Source organism: Streptomyces sp. NPDC085524 (assembly GCF_044541755.1).
In the GTDB taxonomy this organism is placed as follows: Bacteria; Actinomycetota; Actinomycetes; order Streptomycetales; family Streptomycetaceae; genus Streptomyces.
The window spans coordinates 1-18,671 of the sequence record NZ_JBITTH010000015.1 but is presented as its reverse complement, the minus strand read 5'-3'; the positions used below and the strand labels follow the sequence as shown (position 1 = coordinate 18,671).

Here is an 18,671-nt window from a genome sequence, read left to right as displayed (position 1 = left end):
CCGCCGCTACATCGCCGCGCCCACCGCGACGAACCCGCAGATCAGCACGAAGAGGATGGCCAGCAGCGGCCAGACGAAGCGGAGGTACGCGTCGTAGCCGACCTTGGCGAGGGCCACACCGCCGATGATCACGGCGCTGGTGGGGACCCACAGGTTCATCCAGCCGCTGGCCGACTGCCAGGCCGTGACCACCACCGCGCGCGACACGCCCGCGAAGTCGGCCAGCGGGGCCAGGATCGGCATGGCGAGGGTGGCGTGGCCGGAGGTGGAGGGGATCAGGAACGCCAGCGGCAGGTTGACCAGGAAGACGATCACCGCGAAGAGGCTCGACGAGGTGCCCCGCACCGCGCCCTCGATGGAGTGCAGCACGGTGTCCGTGATCTTCGAGTTGTTCATGATGACGGTGACCCCGCGGGCCAGCATGATGACCAGCGCGGGGGAGATGAAATCGGCCGCGCCCTGGATGATCGTCGAGCTGAGCTCCGCCTCTCCCATCCGCGCGACCACGCCCACCAGCACCGCCGCGACCAGGAACAGCGCCGAGAGCTCGGCGAAGGACCAGTCCAGCTCCCAGGAGTACGGGGCCGCGTCCGCCTCGCCGGTCAGCGCACCGGCCCAGGGCACCACCGAGAAGATCATGAACGAGAAGACCAGGACCACCACGACCAGCACCGCCTTGTGCAGGCGGGTCAGCTCCGGTTCCTCCGCCGCGGTCGCGGCGGCCCGCTGCTCCCGGTCGCCCGGCAGGAAGCCGCACACGGACTTCGCCGGGTCCTTCTGGACGCGCCGCGCGTAACGGATCACGTAGAGGACCGTCACGGTGGTGAGCACCACCCACATCACGAAGCGCAGCACGATCCCGTCGCCCAGCGAGATGCCGGCGGCCGAGGAGGCCACACCGGTCGCGAACGGGTTCACGGTGGAGCACAGGACGCCGATGCCCGCGCCCAGGATCGCGGTGCCCACGGCGACCATCCGGTCGTAGCCGAGGGCGAGCATCATCGGCACCAGCAGCCCGTAGAAGCCGAGGGTCTCCTCGGCGAAGCCCTCCACCGTACCCAGCACCGAGAAGACCACCATCACCGCGGCGATCAGCAGGGCGCCGCGGTCGCGCAGCCGGTGCGCCAGCCGTGCGATGCCGCGGTCGAGGGCGCCGGTGGCGAAGACGACCGTGATGAAGGCGCCGATCGCCAGGACGAAGAGGAAGACCCCCGCGCTGCCGTACAGGTGGCCGGCGAACGTCGGGCCGACCTCGCCCGTCCTCTGGTCCTGGATGCCGTAGAGGCCGTTGACGGGGGAGAGGAACAGGTCCTTCAGGCGCTCGGTGAAGCTCTGCGTCTCGGAAACCCGGTGGTAGGTGCCCGAGACGGGGGAGCCGTCGGCGTCGCGGTCGTACAGCCCGGCCGGGACGAGGAAGGCCAGCAGCCACACCGCCACGGTGACGATGGCCAGGATCGTCAGCGCGCTCGGGAAGGCGAACTTCTTCGCCGGGGGCGGGGGTTCGGTCCCGGGCGCGGCATCCGGGGGCGCAGCGGTCACCTGGCGCCCGCCGCGGCCCGGTAGTCCGAGGCGTACTCCCGTACGAAGGCGGCCATCGCCACGACCGTGTTGCGCAGCTCGGAGAGGAGGACGCGCTCGTTGGGGGCGTGCAGGTTGCACATGCTGTCCTGCGCCCCGAAGAGCAGCACCTCGGCGCCCGGAGCCGCCTTCGCGAGGCCGTTCACCAGGGGGATGGAGCCGCCCGTGGCCACGTACGAGGCCTCCGTGCCCCAGGCCTCCTTGAGCGCGGTGAGCGCCGCACGGTGGGCGGGACCGCCCGTGCGGGCCTCGAAGCCGGGGCCGGTGTCGCCCGGCGTGACCTTCAGCGGGATGCCGAACGGGCGCTGCGCGCGCAGGTGGGCGATGAGGGCGGCGCGGGCCTCGATCGGGTCCTGGTGGGGATGGAAGCGGAGGTTGAGCTTGGCCCGGGCGTACGGGACCACCGCCGAGGCGGCGTGCTCCACGGACGGCGCGTCGAGGCCGATGACGGTGATGGCCGGACCGCTCCAGAGCCGTTCGCCGAGCGAGCCGGTGCCCATGAGGGGGACGTCCTCCAGGACGGAGGCGAGCTCGCGGAACTCCTCCTCGGTGTAGGTGGTTCCGTCCCAGGGGTCGCGGCGCAGGACCGGCACGGCCACGTCGCCGTTCGCGTCGTGCAGGGTCGACAGGGCCCGGAGCAGCACGAGCAGGGCGTCGGGGGCGGCGCCGCCGAACTCCCCGCTGTGGCGCGGCTCGGCGAGGGTGCGCACCTCGACCGTGACCTCGCAGGCCCCGCGCAGACCGGTGGTCAGCGTGGGGGTGCCCGGGCGCAGGTTGCCGAGGTCGGCGATGACCATCGCGTCGCAGGCGAAGCGTCCCGGGTCGGAGGGCGGGTAGTCGTCGAAGGCGCTGCCGTACTCCTCCTGCCCCTCGATCACCAGTTTGATCCCGACGGGCGGGCGGCCGCCGTACAGCCGCAGCATGCCGAGGAGGGCGATCACGTTCGACTTGTCGTCGGCGATGCCGCGGGCCCGCAGGCCGCCGGGGACGGGGGTGGGCTCGAAGGGCGGGGAGAGCCACAGGGTGGGGGCGCCGGGCGGCTGGACGTCGTAGTGCGCGTAGAGCAGGACGGTCGGCGCGTCCGGTTCCGGCGGCGGGATCTCGCCGTAGACCACCGGGGCCGTGTCGGGGAGGTCGATCCGCTCGACGGTGGGCACCCCGGCCTCGCGGAGCAGGGCGACGATCATGTCGTGCGCCTCCTCCACCGGCTCCGGGTCGTAGCCGGGGAAGGCGATGGACGGTATCGCCGCCAGCCGTTCGAGGTCGGCCTGCAGGCCGACCATCAGGGCATCGGCCCGGGATTCCAGGGATTCCATGCTCCGAGCATGGGGCGGGGCACGAGCGGGTGCCGTGGCGTGCTGGGCCGGACGAGTGAGCGAAATCGGAGAGGGGGCAGGGGGGCGCACGGCGCCGCCGCGGACGGCCTACGCCTCGCACGCTCGCGGGCCGGCGGAGACCGGCCGGGCGCTCAGCACCGGCTGGACCGGGTCGGCCGGCAGCAGACAGTCCTCGAGGAAGCCGAGACAGCGCAGGTGGTAGGAGCGGGCCGCGTACCCGAGGCTGATGTTGTGGCCCGCCCCGGGCTGGCGGTCCACGCACAGCCGCGGCGCCGCGGACAGCCGTGACCGCAGATCGGCGAGTGCCTCCGGATCGTGCCGCCACCAGGTTTCGTGCTCGGCGAAGGTGAAGCGCACGGGGACGCGGATGCGGCTCGCGACGTCCTTGAACAGCCCGGGCCAGCGGACCATGTCCGCCTGCTCCCGGATCGGGACGGGGGCGATGACCGGGCCGCTGACGACGAAGGTGGTCGGCGGGTACAGGCTCAGCGGTCCCCAGCTCCGCCTGCCTCCCCGGGCCGCCTCCGCGCCCGAGGGGGCGTCCGGGGCGTACCGGTGGCCGCAGCCGGACACCTCCACGCCGATCAGGTCGGGCGGGGCGTGGCCGGCGGCGGTGAGCAGGGCGACCTTCCCGCCGAACGAGTGGGCCAGCAGGAAGATCCCCGCACCGGTGGGGAACCGGGAGCGGTAGTCGTCCAGGGCCGCGGCGAGGGTGGCCGCCTGGTCGACGAGCCCCTGCCCCTCGGGCAGCGGGCCCGCGGACCGCCCGTAGCCGGGCCGGTCGACGGCCAGGACGGTGAAGCCGAGCCGGGCCCCCAGCGTGAGCAGGGACAGGTCGGGCCGGGCCTGGCCGTCGAAGTAGCCGGCGCTCATGCCGGCCCCGTGCACCGCGACCACCGTGGCCCGAGGGGCGCCGTCCCGCGCCTCGCAGAGCAGGGCGGACAGCGGGACGCCCGCGGCGTCCAGTTCGATCCGGCGCACTCCCCGCGACGGGCCGGCGGGTGCGGGCGTCATGGCGCCGTCGCCGTGCGGATCGCCGTGCTGCGGGCGGCGGGGCTGAAGAGGTCCGTGTCCACGGGGATCATCCTGTGCTCGGATTTTCGTGTCCGTCGGTTGACGCGCCGAACGGGCGGCGCCGGGCCCGGGAATGCGGTGGGCCGGGGCGGGTGGGGATCTTGGGCCGTCCGGCGCGTATCGAACGCCCGCCGTGATCGTTTCTTCAGACGTAACCCCTACATCTGCTGCGGAACTCGGGAGGACGCGCGGTGACCGCTTGGCAGTACTTCGCCGGGGCCGGTCTGGTGGCGGCGCTCTGCCCCCTGCACGGCCACGTGGCGGTCGCGGGCGACGGCGACGGGCACGGTGCCCGGGTCGACGTGTGCGTACCCGCGGGCACGCCGGGGCGGCCCGTCGTGCGGCCTCCCGGGACGCCCCCGGTACGGGTGCCCCTGCCCGGGGCCGGCCGGCCGACCGTGCACCACCCGGGCGCGGGCCCGGTGGCGGGTCCCGCGCCGGCGGAGCCGCCCCGGGCGACCGGCCCGGGGCGGCCGGAGCCCGCCGTGCCCGCGGCGAAGGCACGGGCCGGGGACGCGAAGCCGCAGGCACCCGCACCGGAGCCCGGGCCGGAGGCGGCCGACGCCCCGGCGGATGCCGCCGCTCCGGCCCGGGCGAAGGCCGCGGCCGCACCTGCGAGTGCCTTCCACGTGCGTCCGTACCGATCTGTGGCCCTGGAGCGGCGGGGGCCGGGCGGACTGTCCACCGTGATGCTCATGGTGGTCGTCACGACCCCGGCCGTGCTCGCCGCCGCCGCACTGCGTCCGCGCTCCAAGAGCCGCGGCTGACCGCCGCCGCGGCCGCGCACACCATCCACCCCACCCTCACCACGGGAGAACCCACGTGTCCGAATGGCTGGTCCTGGCCGTCGCCATGGCGCTCGTCTGCGCCCTCGTCCTCGCCATCACCCTGATCCGGCACCGCCGGGCCGCCGCAGACGAGGACACCAGCGAAACCCCCGACGTCATCGAGTACATGACGATGATGGTGGGCGTGGTCTACGCGATCGTGCTGGGCCTGGCCATCGCGGGCGTCTGGGAGGCGCGCGGCGCCGCCGAGGACAGCGTCCGCCGGGAGGCGCAGGCCCTGTACGAGGTCACCCAGCGCGCCGACGTCTACCCGACTGCCGTGCGCGACCGGATCCGGGGCGAGGTGGACGCGTACGTCTCCCACACGGTCTCCGTGGACTGGCCGCGGCTGACCTCCGGCGAGGCGGCCTCCGCCGAAGGGGCCAAGCTGCTCGGCAAGCTGCGCAGCGACGTCACGCACCAGAGCCCGGCCACCGAACTCCAGGCGCAGGCCTACCAGCCGCTGCTGGACCAGATCGCCACCGCCGACGACGCCCGCCACGCGCGGACGCAGAGCTCGGAGTCGACGCTGCCGGGCGTGGTGTGGTTCGGGCTGCTGGTGGGCGGGGTGGTCACCGTGGGCCTGATCTTCACCCTGCAGATCAGGCGCTCGGGGCGGGAGCTGCTCCTGGCCGGGCTGTTCAGTGCGCTGATCGTGTTCCTGCTGTTCATGGTGTGGAGCTTCGACGCGCCGTTCGGGCGGGACGGGATCGACTCGGCCGCTCCGTTCCAGGACCTGTTCCCGGCGATGGCGATCGCCACCGGGTGACCGACCGGGCCCGCACCGGACCGGGGGTCAGGAGAGCCTGCTCCCGGAGAGGGCCGCGCGCTGCCGCACCGCCTGCACCACCGGCGAGTGCCGCAGGGCGTGCGAGATCCGCAGCAGGTCGCGCGGCCCTTCGACCGCGTCGGCCTGCTCCTCGCCGGCGTCGATGACCCGGCCCTCGGGGTCCGCGGAGCGGGCCTGCACGGCGGCCGCGACCATCGCGGCGTCGGCGACCGCGCGGGCGGCCTCCTCGCCGGACCCCTCCGCGACGGCGTGCCGGTAGGCGGCGTCGCGCAGCTGCCGGTCGAAGTAGGGGCCGAGGTGCAGGAACCCGTCGTGGATGTCCGACTCGCGCTGGATCACCCGCAGTTCGGCGGCGGACCACCAGGCCATGTGCACGGCGGGGGCGTTGCTCGGCGCGGAGATCTGCACCTCCTGCCAGAGCCAGCCGAGCCGGCGGTAGGTCGTCCAGATCTCCCAGTTGTCCGACAGCTTCTGGCAGACCAGGGGGAGCACGAATCCGATCGCGCTGACCAGCGCTCCCATGGAGGCCAGCGGCGGGGCGACGAACGTGCTGAGGTAGTCGAGGTCGTGGCCGGCCCAGCGGGCGACGACGGCGGTCACCTTGGTCGCGTCGTAGCTGAGGTTGAACATGTAGCCCGCGACGATGATCATCAGGCCGGCCCGCAGCCAGCCGCGCACCTGGAGCGACCAGCGCCAGCACATGGCCACCATCACCAGCGCGGCCACGTTGTGCGCGATCAGGTAGAGGGCGATCATCTCGCGGATGTACGGCGTGTTCGCGTAGTAGGTGTCCAGATCGCGCAGCCGCTCGACGGGCGCGTCACCCAGGGCGAAGAGCACGACCAGGACCACGCTCACGATGCTGTAGCCCAGGATCCACCGCTGCGAGGTGCGGCGGGTCTTCTCGGGCGGGCCGCCCCGCCAGTTGACGACCAGGACCAGGCAGGAGGCGCTGAACCCGGTGATCAGGGAGTAGACCAGCGGTGCCGAGATGTTCGGCACCCCGGTCCAGCGGTTGACCGCCACGATGGTGGGCGGGGCGGCGAAGGCGAACACCGCCCCCGCCATGGTCAGCAGGGCCACTACGGAACGCAGCAGCGGATCGCGCCAGTTGTGGCGCAGGGCCGGCAGCTTGACGGCGAGTGCGATCGCCATCGCGATCGCCGGTATGTAGTAGTCCTCGCCGTTCAACGGTCGTTCCTGTGCCCCCGGTAGCCGAGCGAGGCCTCGATCCGGCCCGCCAGGTGGTCGCGCTGCGCGGGGGCGCGGTGGCTCGACGATCCGGCCAGCCAGGTGCGGCACCGGCTGCCCAGCAGCAGGCCGAAGGTCTCGGCCTCGGTCTCTTCCTGCACGTCGGCGCGCGTGCGCGCGGCGACGCTGCGGACGGTCTCGCCGATGTCGGCCTCGTCGGACAACAGCCGGGCGGCGACGGCGGCGCCGTCGACGTGGTGGCTGCAGTGGCCGGCCTTCATGTGCCACAGCTCGTGCCCGAGGATCACCAACTGGTGGTCGGGTGCCGTGCGTTCCTCGACGACCACGAGATCGCGGTCCGCCATGTCGAGCCACAGGCCGCTGGCCGTCCCCGGCGGGAACGCGGCCATCCGGAACTCCACCGGGCGGCCCCGGTGCCTGCTCATGCCCTCGCACAGGGCGGCGTAGAGGTCCACGGGTTCCACGGGTGCGGTCAGCCGGATGCCGGCCACCAGCTCCCCGCACAACCGCCGCTGCTCTCTGCCTATGCTCACCGTTCTCCCCGTCGGAATGGATCCGGATCAGGACTCAAGGATCAGACCCAGACTCTCGACTGGGTCAGGATTCATTCGGTTTGACGCTCTCGAGGAGCATGTCCAGCCATTCGGTGACCTTGTCCCGGTGCTTGTCGCTGGGCAGTTGGGCGGCGCGCCAGGCGATGCCCCGTACGCCGTGGTTCTGGAGGAGTCTTGCCAGGGGATCGCCGGTCGAAGCGGCCGCGGCCGGTACGGTTTCCCGCGCGCGGCCGGCGAAGTCCTGCAGCAGCTGCTGCTCGGTCCGCTGGAGGGCGTCGGTGAGGGCGTCGGCGTCGTGGGCGGTGAGGAACCCGGCGTGCACGCCGAAGAAGCGCTGGATGGCGTCACAGTGCTCCATGGTGGGCCGGCGGTCGCCGTTGATCAGGGCGCCCGCCTGCTGCCGGGACATGCCGGCGCCGTCGGCGATCTCCTGCTGGGTGTAGCGGCGGCCGTTGGGCTTGACCCGGGTGCGCCGGAGCAGGTCGAGGCGCTGCAGGAACCGGGCCTGCAGGTCGGGTTCGCCGGCGGGTCTGCCGTCGAGGAGGGTCCTGACCACGTCCGTGGGGACGCCGGAGGCCTCGGAGAGGCGTCGCAGGTCGAAGACCTGGTTCCGGTCGCGGCCCATCTTCGCCGCGAGTTCGGCAACGCGCGCGACGGTGGCTGCCAGGGGTGCGTGGGCCACCGCGACGGGAGCCGGGAAGCCGTCTGTCACCAGTGGTTCTCCTAGATCGCGCGAAGTCGGTTCGGACACGTGGTCGGCTTCTGGAATCTAGCCGTTCCGGCCTCGAAGGGCTAGAACGTGCCACAGCTGTGGCGGGAATGAGCTGTCAAGAGGCTGGAATTGCCACAATAGTTGACACTCGAATGAAGTCGGTAGCAGGATCGCCACACGGAAATGAAGATCCAGACCGTGAGGGAGGGGGAGCTCTCGGTGCCACATCTCGCAGCGGTGGGCCCGTCCGACGGCCTCGCCCGAGCCGGTGAAGAGCGCCTGGCGGCCGATGAGTCCGCACGCGGCGCCGTACGGGCGGAGCGACGCAAGGAGATTTTGCGCCAGCGCCGTGAGGAACTGGGCCTGAGCCAGGAGGACCTCGCCGCCCGCCTGCGCATCAGCGTGCGGGCGTACGGGAACTGGGAGCGCGGCCTGGTCAAGGAGTGGACGGACCGCAAACTGCTCGCCCTGGCCGAGGCCCTGGAGATGAGCGAGCGGCAGTGCTTCTGGCTGTTCCGCGTCATGGTCGACCGCGATCCGCCGCCCACGTGGCGGGCCGCCGAGGACAACCGGCTGCCGGAGGACCCGGCGCAGCGCGACTACCTGTGCGACTACGCGGCCCTCATGGAGGCCGTGCCCTACCCGAGCTTCCTGGTGGACCACCGCTGGGACGTCGCGCTCACCAATTCGGCCTTCGACCAGCTCTTCCAGTCCGTACGGCCGCATCCGACGGCCCTGCCCGACGACAACTTCCTGCGCTTCGTGCTGTTCCACCCGGACGCGGCGGGCGTACTGGAGGACCACGAGCCGGCCTGGTGCGTGCCGCTGCTCGCGCAGCTCGCCACCGCACTGGCCGAGGCGCCGGAGGACGAGGGGCTGAACAGCATCCGCCAGGAGGTGGCCCGCGACCCGTTCATGGAGGCGGCCTACCGCTACGGGGTGCCGCACTGGCTGAGCAAGCGCGGGGCGGAGGCCGCCGAGCAGGACGGGGCGGTGCGCACCGTGCGCCACCCCGACCCGCGGTGGGGTCTCGTGCGCTGCCGGATGGTGGCCGAATCCAGCCGGATGCTGGACGCGATGGGGCTGACCCGGATCACCCTGATCCTCTCGGCGCCGCAGGGAGGGTCCCTGGGGCCCGTCCGTGACGGCGGGTTCGTGCACCAGCAGGGCGCCAGACTGCGCGCCGTGCCGCCGCTGGGGGAGTGACCGGGCGGGGGAGACTGGTTCCCCGAAGGTCGTGCGCCACGGACCCGGCCGAACGCGCCGGTCCCGTGTCACCGATCGTGGCACCCGGATCCGGCTCCGGTGCCGGCCGGGCCCGCGGGCCACGGCCACGGGCTACGTGCCACGGCTGTGGCCGTGGCTTCGGCGAAGGGCGGTAAGGGCGTGCGGCTGACGATCCTCGGCGGGGGCGGCTTCCGGGTCCCGCTCGTCTACGGGGCCCTGCTCGGCGACCACGCCGAGGGCCGGGTGACCCACGTGACGCTGTACGACGAGGATCCGGCGCGGCTCACCGCCATGGCCCGCGTCCTCACCGACCAGGCCGCGGCCGCCGGAGTGCCCGACGCCCCTGCGGTTTCGGCCACACGGGATCTCGACGAGGCCCTGCGCGGGGCCGACTTCGTCTTCTCCGCCATCCGCGTCGGAGGCCTGGACGGCCGCGCCGCCGACGAGCGGATCGCCCTGGCCGAGGGAGTGCTGGGCCAGGAGACGGTGGGCGCGGGCGGCATCGCGTACGGACTGCGGACCGTGCCGGTGGCGCGCGAGCTCGCCCGCAGGATCGCCCGCACCGCCCCCGAGGCGTGGGTCATCAACTTCACCAATCCGGCCGGGCTGGTCACCGAGGCGATGGCCGAGGAGCTCGGCGCCCGGGTGATCGGCATCTGCGATTCCCCCGTGGGCCTCGGCCGGCGCATCGCCCGGCTCCTCGGTGCCCGGCCGCAGGAAGCCTGGATCGACTACGTAGGCCTCAACCACCTGGGATGGGTGCGCGGGCTGCGCATCGGCGGCCGCGACGAACTGCCCCGGCTGCTGGCCGACACCGAGGCGCTGGAGTCCTTCGAGGAGGGCCGGCTCTTCGGGGCCGAGTGGCTGCGCTCGCTCGGCGCGATCCCGAACGAGTACCTGCACTACTACTACTTCAACCGTGACACCGTACGGGCGTACCAGGAGGCCGGGCAGACGCGCGGGGCCTTCCTGCGCGACCAGCAGCGCGGCTTCTACGCCGAGGCCGGCCGGGCCGGGCAGCCCGCCGGGGCGGCGCTCGCCGCCTGGGACCGGACCCGGGCCGAGCGCGAAGCCACGTACATGGCCGAGAACCGCGAGGCGGCCGGCGTCGGCGAGCGCGACGAGAGCGACCTGGAGTCCGGCGGCTACGAGAAGGTCGCGCTCGCCCTGATGCGGGCCATCGCGCGCGACGAGCGGGCCACGCTGATCCTGAACGTGCCCAACGGCTCCACGCTCCGCGTCCTCGACGCCGAGGCGGTCATCGAGGTGCCCTGCCTGGTCGACGCCAACGGGGCCCACCCGGTGGGCGTCGAGCAGCTGCCGCTGCACGCGGTGGGGCTGGTGACGGCCGTCAAGGCGGTCGAGCGGGAGGTCCTGGCGGCCGCGGCGAGCGGTTCGCGGGCGGATGCGGTGAAGGCCTTCGCGCTGCACCCGCTGGTGGACTCGGTGGCGGTGGCCCGACGGCTGCTGGACGGGTACGCGGCGGCCCATCCCGGTCTGGCCCACCTGCGCTGATACCGCACTCCCGTCGCCCGTTCGGCCGTGCGCCGCATGCGTGCGGCCGGGTGCGCTGTGAGAGTGCGAGATGTGACCACAGCCCCCGCAGCGACCTCGGCGTCCCCCGCCCTCGACCGGCGGCGGCGCAACATCGTCTTCGGCACGATCATGCTGGGCGTGCTCCTGGCCGCGCTGGACCAGACGATCGTGGGCACCGCCCTGCCCACGATCGTGGCGGACCTCGGCGGCGCGGCCCACATGTCGTGGGTGGTCACCTCCTACCTGCTCGCCGAGACCGTGGCGACGGTGCTGGTGGGCAAGTTCGGCGACCTCTTCGGCCGCAAGCTGATCTTCCAGATCTCCGCGATCGTCTTCATCACCGGCTCCTTCCTCTGCGGTCTCGCGAGCAACATGACCCTGCTCATCGTCTGGCGGGGCGTGCAGGGCATCGGAGCGGGCGGCCTCATGGTCACCTCGATGGCGCTGATCGCGGACGTGGTCCCGCTGCGCGAACGCGGCAAGTACCAGGGCGCGATCGGCGCGGTCTTCGGCGTCGCCACCGTGATCGGCCCGCTGCTGGGCGGCTTCTTCACCGACCACCTGAGCTGGCGCTGGGCCTTCTACGTGAACGTTCCGATCGCCATCCTGGTCGTCATCGCGGCGGCCCGGACGATCCCCACGATGCGCGCGGCGGGCCGGCCGGTCATCGACTACCTGGGCATCGCGCTCGTCACGGCCGGTGCCGGCGCGCTGATCCTGGCCACGAGCCTCGGCGGGAACGAGCTGGCGTGGAGTTCACCGACGATCATCGGCCTGTTCGCCGGCGGTGTCGTGGCCCTGGTGCTCTTCTGCCTCGTGGAGGCCCGGGCCGCGGAACCGATGCTGCCCATGAGGCTGTTCCGCAATCCCGTCTTCACGGTCTGCTCGGTGCTCAGCTTCGTGGTGGGCTTCGCGATGCTCGGCGCGATGACCTTCCTGCCGACCTACCTGCAGTACGTGGACGGCGATTCGGCCACGGTCTCGGGCGTCCGGACACTGCCGCTGGTCATCGGCCTGCTGATCTGCTCCGTCTTCAGCGGCAACGTCACCGGCAAGACGGGCCGGTACCGGATCTTCCCGATCGTGGGCAGCGCCGTCATGGCCGTCGGGCTCTACCTGCTGTCCCTGATGGGGCCGGGGACCAACGCCTGGCTGGAGTCGCTGTACATGTTCGTCCTCGGCGCCGGCATCGGCCTGTGCATGCAGGTCCTGACGATCGCCGTGCAGAACACCGTCGACTACGCGGACCTGGGCACCGCCACGTCCGGTGTCACCTTCTTCCGTACGCTCGGCAGCAGCTTCGGCACCGCGGTGTTCGGCACGATCTACGCCAACAGCCTGGAGCCCGCGCTCGAGGCGGGCGTGGCGGAGGCGGCCCGGGCCACCGGCGGGGACCCGGCGCAGCTGGGCAGGGCGGCGATGAGCCCGGACGGGGTGCACGGGCTCGATCCGGCGGCCGCCGGCCCGATCATCGAGGCGTACGCGCACGCCCTGCACACGGTGTTCCTGTGGACGGTGCCGGTGGCGCTGGTCGGCTTCGTGGTGTCCCTGTTCCTCAAGCAGGTCCGGCTGCGCGACTCCGCCCGGGCCGCGTCCACGGACATGGGCGAGGGCTTCGCCTCGCCGGCCACGGCCTCGGGGGACTCGGCCAAGCTGCTGGAGCTGGCGGTCGGCAAGCTCGTGCGGAACATGGGGCCGGAGGAGGCGCGCGCGATCGTCGACGCCTCCGACACCCGGCTGGACATGGCGGGCGCGTGGGCCGTGATGCAGGTGGACCTGATGACCCGTACGGTCGGCCACGCCAGCCTGGGGCTGATCGCGGGGCGGCGCTCCCTGCCGCCGGAGGTCCTGCTGCCGGTCTTCGAGCGGATGGTCGACGAGGGGTACCTGACGCGGCAGAACGGCTTCTTCTCCCAGACCCCGGCCGGCGAACGGGAGGCCGGGGTCATCTCGGCCGCATGGGCGGAGTGGCTGAAGGACCGGCTGGAGCAGGACCGGGGCCGGCCGCGGAGCGCCGAACTGCGGGTGGCGGCGGACGCGATCGCGAAGCGGCTGCTGGCGGAGGACCTGGGCGAGGGGAACTTCGCGCCGAGGGTGGTCGTGCGGGGGTAGGCGTACCGAGGGGCGGCCCGGCCGGTGTCAGCCCGTTTCGTCCACCGTGACGGTCGGATAGTCGTACGGAGACACCTGCGGCAGGGCCTCCAGGTCCGGGCGCCAGCTGCGGAGCACACCCGCCGACGGCGCGTAGAGCGCAGCGGGGATCGACTCCGGGGCGAACCACTCCCACCGGACGATCTTGTGCGGCTCGGTGACGGCGGGCACGCCCGTCGCCGTGGTGGTGACGGCGGCCGCGGTCAGCCGGGTCACCCCGGCCTTCGCGTCGATCCGCACGGCCAGCACGCGGATCCCCCGGGGCTCCGCCCGCAGGCCCGTCTCCTCGGCCAGCTCCCGGGCGGCCGCCTGCTCGAAGCCCTCCCCGGGGTCGACCTTGCCGCCCGGCAGCTCCCAGCGGCCGTCGTGCGCCCGGCCGAGCAGCACCCGGCCGTCCGGGGCCACGACCACGAGCCCGACGCCGACCACGGCATTGGGCCGGGGCACGGCGCGCTCGGGGCGCTCGGGCTGCTCGGGGTGCCGGCCGGTGGCGGCGGTGTTCATCGGCGTCCTTCCGGAGGTGTGGTGGGCCGCGCCCGGACGTGCATCCGCTCGCCCTGCGGACCGAAGAGGCTCAGGAACTCGGCGGGGTGCGCCCCCGCGTTGAAGAAGGCGTGGGGCGTGCGGGTGTCGAACTCGGCGGCCTCACCCGGACCGAGGACCAGATCGTGCTCGCCGAGCAGCAGCCGTACCTGCCCGGACAGCACGTACAGCCACTCGTAGCCCTCGTGGACCTGCAGCTCGGGCTCGGGATCGGGGGTCGTGCCCCCGGCGGGCGGCAGGATCGTCTTGTAGGCGTGCAGACCGCCGAAGTCGCGGGTCAGCGGCACATGGGTCCGGCCGTGCCGGACGAACGGGCGCGGCCGGATCCGGGGGTCCCCGGTCTCCGGCGCGCCGACCAGCTCGTCCAGTGCCACCCGGTGCGCCCGGGCGAGCGGGAGCAGCAGCTCCAGCGTCGGCCGGCGCTGTCCCGACTCCAGCCGGGAGAGGGTGGAGAGCGAGATCCCGGTGGTCTCGCTGAGCTGCGCCAGGGTGGTGCCGCGCTGCCGGCGCAGGGCGCGCAGCCGCGGGCCCACGGCGGTCAGCACGCCTGCGAGATCCTCGTCGTGCTCGTCGGTGGCCATGGATCCATTTGCCGCTTCGGCAAGGACATTTGTCAAATGTGGATGGCCGGGCGGACGCTCACCGGTATGGACGACACAGAGGAAGCGATGGACACCTTGTTCGACGTGGTGGTCGTGGGCGGTGGGGCCGCCGGGCTCGCCGGGGCCCTGACCCTGGTCCGGGCCCGCCGTTCGGTCCTGGTCATCGACTCGGGCAGCCCCCGCAACGCCCCCGCCGCGCACATGCACGGATACCTCGGCCACGACGGGCGCAGCCCGGCCGAGCTGCTGGAGCGGGGCCGCGCGGAGGTGACCGGCTACGGCGGGCTGATCCGGCAGGGCACGGCCGTCGCCGCCGACGCGCTGCCCGGCGGGGGATTCCTGGTGCGCTGCGGGGACGGCTCCGCGGTCCGGGCGCGGCGGCTGCTGGTCACCACCGGGCTGGTGGACGAGCTGCCCGCGGTGCCGGGCCTCGCGGAGCGCTGGGGGAGGGACGTGCTGCACTGTCCGTACTGCCACGGCTGGGAGGTCCGGGACGAGCCGGTCGCGGTGCTGGCCGGCGGCCCCGTATCCGTGCACCAGGCGCAGATGTGGCGGCAGTGGAGCGGACGTACGACCCTGCTGGCGCACACCTGGGAGCCGTCCGCGGAGGACCGCGAGCTGCTGGCGGCCCTCGGGGTCGAGGTGGTCGCGGGAGAGGTGACCGGCCTCGCGGTCGGCGCGGACGACCGGCTGGCCGGGGTGACCCTGGCGGGCGGCGGGACGGCGGAGTGCCGGGCGCTGGTGGTGGCCCCGCGGTTCACCGCCCGCTCCGGCGTGCTGACCGGCCTGGGCTTGCCCACGACCACCCTGGAGCGGGACGGCCACGTGATCGGCACCTGCGTGGCGTCCGACCCGGCGACCGGGGCCACCGCGCTGTCCGGGGTCTGGGCGGCGGGGAACGTGACGGCGCCGATGGCGCAGGTCGCGGGCGCCGCCGCGCAGGGGGTGCAGGCGGCCGTCGCCCTCAACGCGGACCTGATCGAGGAGCAGGGCCGGCGGGCGGTGGAGGCGTACCGCACGCGCATCTGATCTTCGGATGGCTGTGCGAGTTTCGGCCAGGCTCCCCGCGCGCAGGCTCTGGGCGGTCTGATCGTCGTACCGTCATCGGCTCAGGGGGCGCAATGGCACATGTGCTGGTCATCGGCGGAGGTGTCGGAGGCCTGGCCACCGCCCTGCTCGCGGCGCGGCACGGGCACACCGTCGAACTGTTCGAGCGCGACACCCGGGCCCCGGGCACCGCGCTCGACCGCGACTTCTTCGGCTGGCACCGTCCGTCCGTACCGCAGGCGAACCAGCCGCACGCCCTGCTCGGCGCCGCTCGCAATGTCCTGTGCGGGGAACTGCCCGATGTGTACGAGGAGATGCTCCGGCTGGGCGCCCGCGAGCGGCACGAACTGGACTGGTTCGACGTACGTCCCCCCGCCCGCCCCGGCGACGAGGACCTCGTCATGATCCAGGCGCGGCGGATCCTGCTGGAGAGCGCGCTGGCCACCGCCCTGCGCGGTGAGCCGGGTGCCGTCTCGCGGTACGGGGAGCCGGTCACCGGCCTGACCACGGTCCCCGGGATCAGGGTGACCGGCGTGACGACCGGCGTAGGGAGCTACGGGGGAGACCTGGTGGTGGACGCGGGCGGGCGCCGGGGCGGCACCGAGCGCTGGCTGGCCGCGGCGGGCTGCCGCCCGGCCGCCGTGGAACGGCACCGCACCGGGCTGGCGTACTTCTGCCGCTGGTACCGGCTGCCCGAGGGCATGGACGAGGGGCCGCGCCGGCCCTGGGCGGTGACCGGCGGGGCCTTCGCCGGGTGCGCCGTCTTCCCCGCCGACAACCGGGTGTTCGCGGTCACGCTGTTCGTGCACACCACCGACGCCACGCGTTCGGCGCTGCGCGATCCCGCGGTCTTCGAGAGTGCGGCCCGGTCCTTCGCGCCCGGCGAGGCCTGGCTGGCACTGGGCGCGCAGCCGCTGTCGGACGTACTGGCGACCGCGAGCCTGGACAACCGGTGGAGCCCCCTGGCCGACGAGCGGGGCCCGGTCGTGAGCGGGCTCGTGCCGGTGGGGGACGCCGTCACGCACACCAACCCGACCCTCGGGCAGGGTACTTCGCTCGCCCTGTGGGCGGCGCGCAGAGTGGCCCGTACGGCGCACCGGGACCCGGGCTCGGAGCGGTACGCCGCCGACCACCACGACTGGGCGGTGCGCACCCTGAAGCCCTGGTTCGACTTCCAGGTGGTCGCGGACTCGGCCATCGGGGAGCGGTTCGCGACGCGCGCCGTGCGCTCCGGGACACCGCGGGAGGTGGCGGCGCTGTTCGAGTGCGCGCTGGAGGACCCCGAGGTGATGCGGGCCCGCGCGAGGGTGCGGCACCTGGCCGAGCCCCCGGAGCGTGCGTACGCCGATCCGGAGGTCCGGGCCCGGGTGGCGCGCTGGCTGGAGGCGCGGCCGGACTACGCGCCGAAGCCGGCGGGGCCGGACCGGGGGGAGTGGGAGAAGCTCACGACGGGCTGAGCGCGGCCGGGTCGGACCGGGCCGCGGCCCTCGGATCAGGCGGTCGCGGTGGTTCCGGCGGTCCACGGCCAACCGGCCCCGCGGCGGGCCTCGACGAGGCCGACCATCCGGAACGCGGCGTCGGCGAGGCCGCCGAAGGTGTGCCGGTGCGGGCCGGCGGGGCCGTGGGCGGGCCGGTAGCCCGCCAGGTTCCACGTATAGACCGGGACATCGGCCGGGACCGGATCGGCCGGCCTGTCGCGGCGGTTGCTTGCGGCCTGCTCGTCGGTGACGATCAGGATCCGGTCGTGCTCCCGGTAATGGCGCCGCACCGCCGTCATCGTCTCCGTGCCCCCGAGACTGTGGAACCGTTTCAGCACCTCGAGCACCGGCTCGTCCCGCTCGAACGGCACCGTCCGGCTGCCCCAGCCGAACTCCACCAGGTCCGCCTGCTCCGCACGCATGGCCAGCGCCGTGCCGAACACGGCCGCCGCGTCCGCCCGCGTCAGTTTGGACCGCTCGGAGACGGTGTCCCAGAACATGGAGTCCGACCGGTCCACGAGGATCAGGGTCCGGCCGGGCAGCGACGGCACGTTGGCCAGGGAGTGGCCCAGCGCCCGTTCCAGCGCCGCTGCCCAGCGCTCCGACGGCGCGTGCTGGTGAGCGGCCAGGTAGCGGAACGGGAACTGCCGGGACCGGGCGACCTCGGAGGCGTCCGAGAGGCGTGCGGCGACGCGGGCGGCGACGTCGTCCGAGACCCCCGCCTCGTCGAAGTTCCGCAGGTTCCGCAGGAGCGCCATGGGTCCCATCGTGGGAATCACGGCTTCCCAGACGGCGGCGTCCATCGGTCCGTGGAGCCAGCCGGCCAGGGCCTCCCACGTCATGCCCGCCGTGGCCAGGCGCTCGGAGCCGTCCGGGCCCGTCACCACTGCCCGCCGCTCCTCGGCGGCCGACTCCATCAGAGCCCGGTGGGCGGTCAGCAGGCGGTCGGAAGCCGGCGGAACCGCCTGCTCCGGGTGGTGGCGGCGGTCCAGGGCGTACCGGAAGAGCGCACCCTGCCAGGGCTTGTCCGGGTCAGGGGAGGCGTGCACCAGGTTGAGCACGTCGCCGAAGCGGAAGTTCTTGGAGGCGGTGTCGTACTTGAGCAGGGATCGGGACGTGTACAGCCGGCGCACGCCGTCGGCGATGCCCCGCTTCACCGGCATCGGCACGTTCCGGCCGTACGCCGAGATCCAGTGGGCGAGCAGTTCGCCGGGCTCGTCGGCGCGCTGGAGCACCGAGTCGATCACGGACCGGTTGGACGGTCCCCCGGACGCGCCGGCCTCGAGCCGGGCCCGCACGTACACGGCGGCACCCACCAGGGAGGCGGTGCGCATGTTGCCCTCGCCGCGGAGCCAGCGGAGCAGGCCGGCCGTCCACTCGGGGTCCTGGACGGCGAGTTCGGCGACGAGGCGGGAGTACCGGTCGTCCCGCTCCTCCCCGCTCTCGTAGAAGGTCCGCTGGGTGACGAAGTTGCCGACGGCCAGCAGGAAGAGCTCCTCGCGGGGCTCCCGGACGAAGGCCGGGCCGCCCGCGTAGGTGCGGATCTTCGCCCCGGCCGGCCGGTGGTGGATCTGTGGCGGGGGCATGGAGCGGGCGGCCGCCGAGACGTGCGGCGCCACGAGCATCTCGGACCAGACCTTGGAGACGCGCGGGGTGTGACGAGGCAGTGAATCCCCCCGGATTCAGAGGATGGGACGCCCCGGACGAAGCGTTCGACGGGGCGAAGAAGCGCCCGCGCCTGCCGAGATCAAAAGGGGCCGCGGCGTCACTTGGTTGTTGTCAGAAGGAAGTAGCCGCAGCCGGGCGCATCGGAGGCGCGGTCGCGATGCGAACCTACAAGGCCCACCGGGCCGCGCACCAGCGAATTAGGGGGTGTCCGGCGGATCAGGGTCGGATAGCCCGGGTCGTCTGGCACCGCGGCTTGCCGCGTTGTCGTCGGTCGCCAATGCTCCGCAGTGGCTCCCTCCTCCGCCTTGCAATCCACGGCACCAGACGACCCGGGC

At 73.4% G+C, this 18,671-nt stretch carries 16 protein-coding genes; 7 read left to right on the top strand and 9 right to left on the bottom strand.

Annotation, left to right across the window (positions count from 1 at the left end; genetic code table 11):
- Nucleotides 1-6 precede the first annotated feature (6 nt).
- From ACIGFK_RS23125 to ACIGFK_RS23115, 3 genes are all read right to left on the bottom strand, one after another.
- Nucleotides 7-1,539 (bottom strand): YfcC family protein, encoded by a 1,533-nt coding sequence (locus ACIGFK_RS23125; RefSeq protein WP_376661880.1) that lies wholly within the window; start codon nucleotides 1,537-1,539, stop codon nucleotides 7-9.
- A complete protein-coding gene (locus ACIGFK_RS23120; protein ID WP_376661881.1) occupies nucleotides 1,536-2,894 on the bottom strand; it encodes a M20/M25/M40 family metallo-hydrolase in 1,359 nt (452 codons plus the stop codon). Before ACIGFK_RS23120 ends, ACIGFK_RS23125 begins: the two co-directional genes overlap by 4 nt.
- Nucleotides 2,895-3,002: 108 nt before the next feature.
- Entirely contained in the window at nucleotides 3,003-3,929 is a 927-nt protein-coding gene (locus ACIGFK_RS23115) for an alpha/beta hydrolase (RefSeq protein ID WP_386464276.1), read from the bottom strand.
- 251 nt (nucleotides 3,930-4,180) lie between these two features.
- Here ACIGFK_RS23115 and ACIGFK_RS23110 point away from each other — a divergent pair, with 251 nt between their 5' ends.
- Both ACIGFK_RS23110 and ACIGFK_RS23105 read left to right on the top strand, forming a co-directional pair.
- Nucleotides 4,181-4,756 (top strand): hypothetical protein, encoded by a 576-nt coding sequence (locus tag ACIGFK_RS23110; RefSeq protein ID WP_386464279.1) that lies wholly within the window; start codon nucleotides 4,181-4,183, stop codon nucleotides 4,754-4,756.
- Nucleotides 4,757-4,811: 55 nt separating this feature from the next.
- The gene (locus ACIGFK_RS23105; protein WP_376661006.1) at nucleotides 4,812-5,585 is read left to right on the top strand and encodes a hypothetical protein; all 774 of its coding nucleotides are present in this window, start codon (nucleotides 4,812-4,814) and stop codon (nucleotides 5,583-5,585) included.
- A 27-nt stretch (nucleotides 5,586-5,612) separates the two neighbouring features.
- On the opposite strand, the gene ACIGFK_RS23100 is transcribed toward ACIGFK_RS23105, so the two are convergent.
- The 3 genes from ACIGFK_RS23100 to ACIGFK_RS23090 all read right to left on the bottom strand — a co-directional run bounded on the left by ACIGFK_RS23100 (nucleotide 5,613) and on the right by ACIGFK_RS23090 (nucleotide 8,084).
- On the bottom strand, nucleotides 5,613-6,797 hold the full coding sequence (locus tag ACIGFK_RS23100; RefSeq protein ID WP_376661007.1) for an MAB_1171c family putative transporter: 1,185 nt from the start codon (nucleotides 6,795-6,797) through the stop codon (nucleotides 5,613-5,615).
- Nucleotides 6,794-7,351 (bottom strand): toxin-antitoxin system, toxin component, encoded by a 558-nt coding sequence (locus ACIGFK_RS23095; protein ID WP_376661008.1) that lies wholly within the window; start codon nucleotides 7,349-7,351, stop codon nucleotides 6,794-6,796. The genes ACIGFK_RS23100 and ACIGFK_RS23095 overlap by 4 nt, the downstream gene beginning before the upstream one ends.
- A gap of 64 nt (nucleotides 7,352-7,415) precedes the next feature.
- The gene (locus ACIGFK_RS23090; RefSeq protein WP_376661009.1) at nucleotides 7,416-8,084 is read right to left on the bottom strand and encodes a helix-turn-helix domain-containing protein; all 669 of its coding nucleotides are present in this window, start codon (nucleotides 8,082-8,084) and stop codon (nucleotides 7,416-7,418) included.
- A gap of 183 nt (nucleotides 8,085-8,267) precedes the next feature.
- On the opposite strand from ACIGFK_RS23090, the gene ACIGFK_RS23085 reads away from it, so the two are divergent.
- From ACIGFK_RS23085 to ACIGFK_RS23075, 3 genes are all read left to right on the top strand, one after another.
- The gene (locus tag ACIGFK_RS23085) at nucleotides 8,268-9,290 is read left to right on the top strand and encodes a helix-turn-helix domain-containing protein (protein WP_376661010.1); all 1,023 of its coding nucleotides are present in this window, start codon (nucleotides 8,268-8,270) and stop codon (nucleotides 9,288-9,290) included.
- 180 nt (nucleotides 9,291-9,470) lie between these two features.
- Complete coding sequence (locus ACIGFK_RS23080) at nucleotides 9,471-10,826, top strand: 6-phospho-beta-glucosidase (RefSeq protein WP_376661017.1); 1,356 nt, start codon at nucleotides 9,471-9,473, stop codon at nucleotides 10,824-10,826.
- Nucleotides 10,827-10,862: 36 nt separating this feature from the next.
- Entirely contained in the window at nucleotides 10,863-12,959 is a 2,097-nt protein-coding gene (locus ACIGFK_RS23075) for an MDR family MFS transporter (RefSeq protein WP_400053379.1), read from the top strand.
- Between the two features lie 27 nt (nucleotides 12,960-12,986).
- Here the strand turns inward: ACIGFK_RS23075 and ACIGFK_RS23070 are convergent, their stop codons facing one another.
- Both ACIGFK_RS23070 and ACIGFK_RS23065 read right to left on the bottom strand, forming a co-directional pair.
- Entirely contained in the window at nucleotides 12,987-13,502 is a 516-nt protein-coding gene (locus tag ACIGFK_RS23070) for an NUDIX hydrolase (RefSeq protein ID WP_400053378.1), read from the bottom strand.
- Entirely contained in the window at nucleotides 13,499-14,122 is a 624-nt protein-coding gene (locus ACIGFK_RS23065; protein ID WP_400053376.1) for a helix-turn-helix domain-containing protein, read from the bottom strand. The genes ACIGFK_RS23070 and ACIGFK_RS23065 overlap by 4 nt, the downstream gene beginning before the upstream one ends.
- Before the next feature lie 66 nt (nucleotides 14,123-14,188).
- Here ACIGFK_RS23065 and ACIGFK_RS23060 point away from each other — a divergent pair, with 66 nt between their 5' ends.
- Together ACIGFK_RS23060 and ACIGFK_RS23055 are read left to right on the top strand one after the other, a co-directional pair.
- On the top strand, nucleotides 14,189-15,172 hold the full coding sequence (locus ACIGFK_RS23060; protein ID WP_400053374.1) for an NAD(P)/FAD-dependent oxidoreductase: 984 nt from the start codon (nucleotides 14,189-14,191) through the stop codon (nucleotides 15,170-15,172).
- 92 nt (nucleotides 15,173-15,264) lie between these two features.
- Nucleotides 15,265-16,647: an NAD(P)/FAD-dependent oxidoreductase gene (locus ACIGFK_RS23055; RefSeq protein WP_376661015.1), complete on the top strand. Its 1,383-nt coding sequence runs from the start codon at nucleotides 15,265-15,267 to the stop codon at nucleotides 16,645-16,647.
- 35 nt (nucleotides 16,648-16,682) lie between these two features.
- On the opposite strand, the gene ACIGFK_RS23050 is transcribed toward ACIGFK_RS23055, so the two are convergent.
- Nucleotides 16,683-18,293, bottom strand: a complete 1,611-nt coding sequence (locus tag ACIGFK_RS23050) for a TROVE domain-containing protein (RefSeq protein WP_400053372.1) — start codon at nucleotides 18,291-18,293, stop codon at nucleotides 16,683-16,685.
- Nucleotides 18,294-18,671 lie beyond the last annotated feature (378 nt).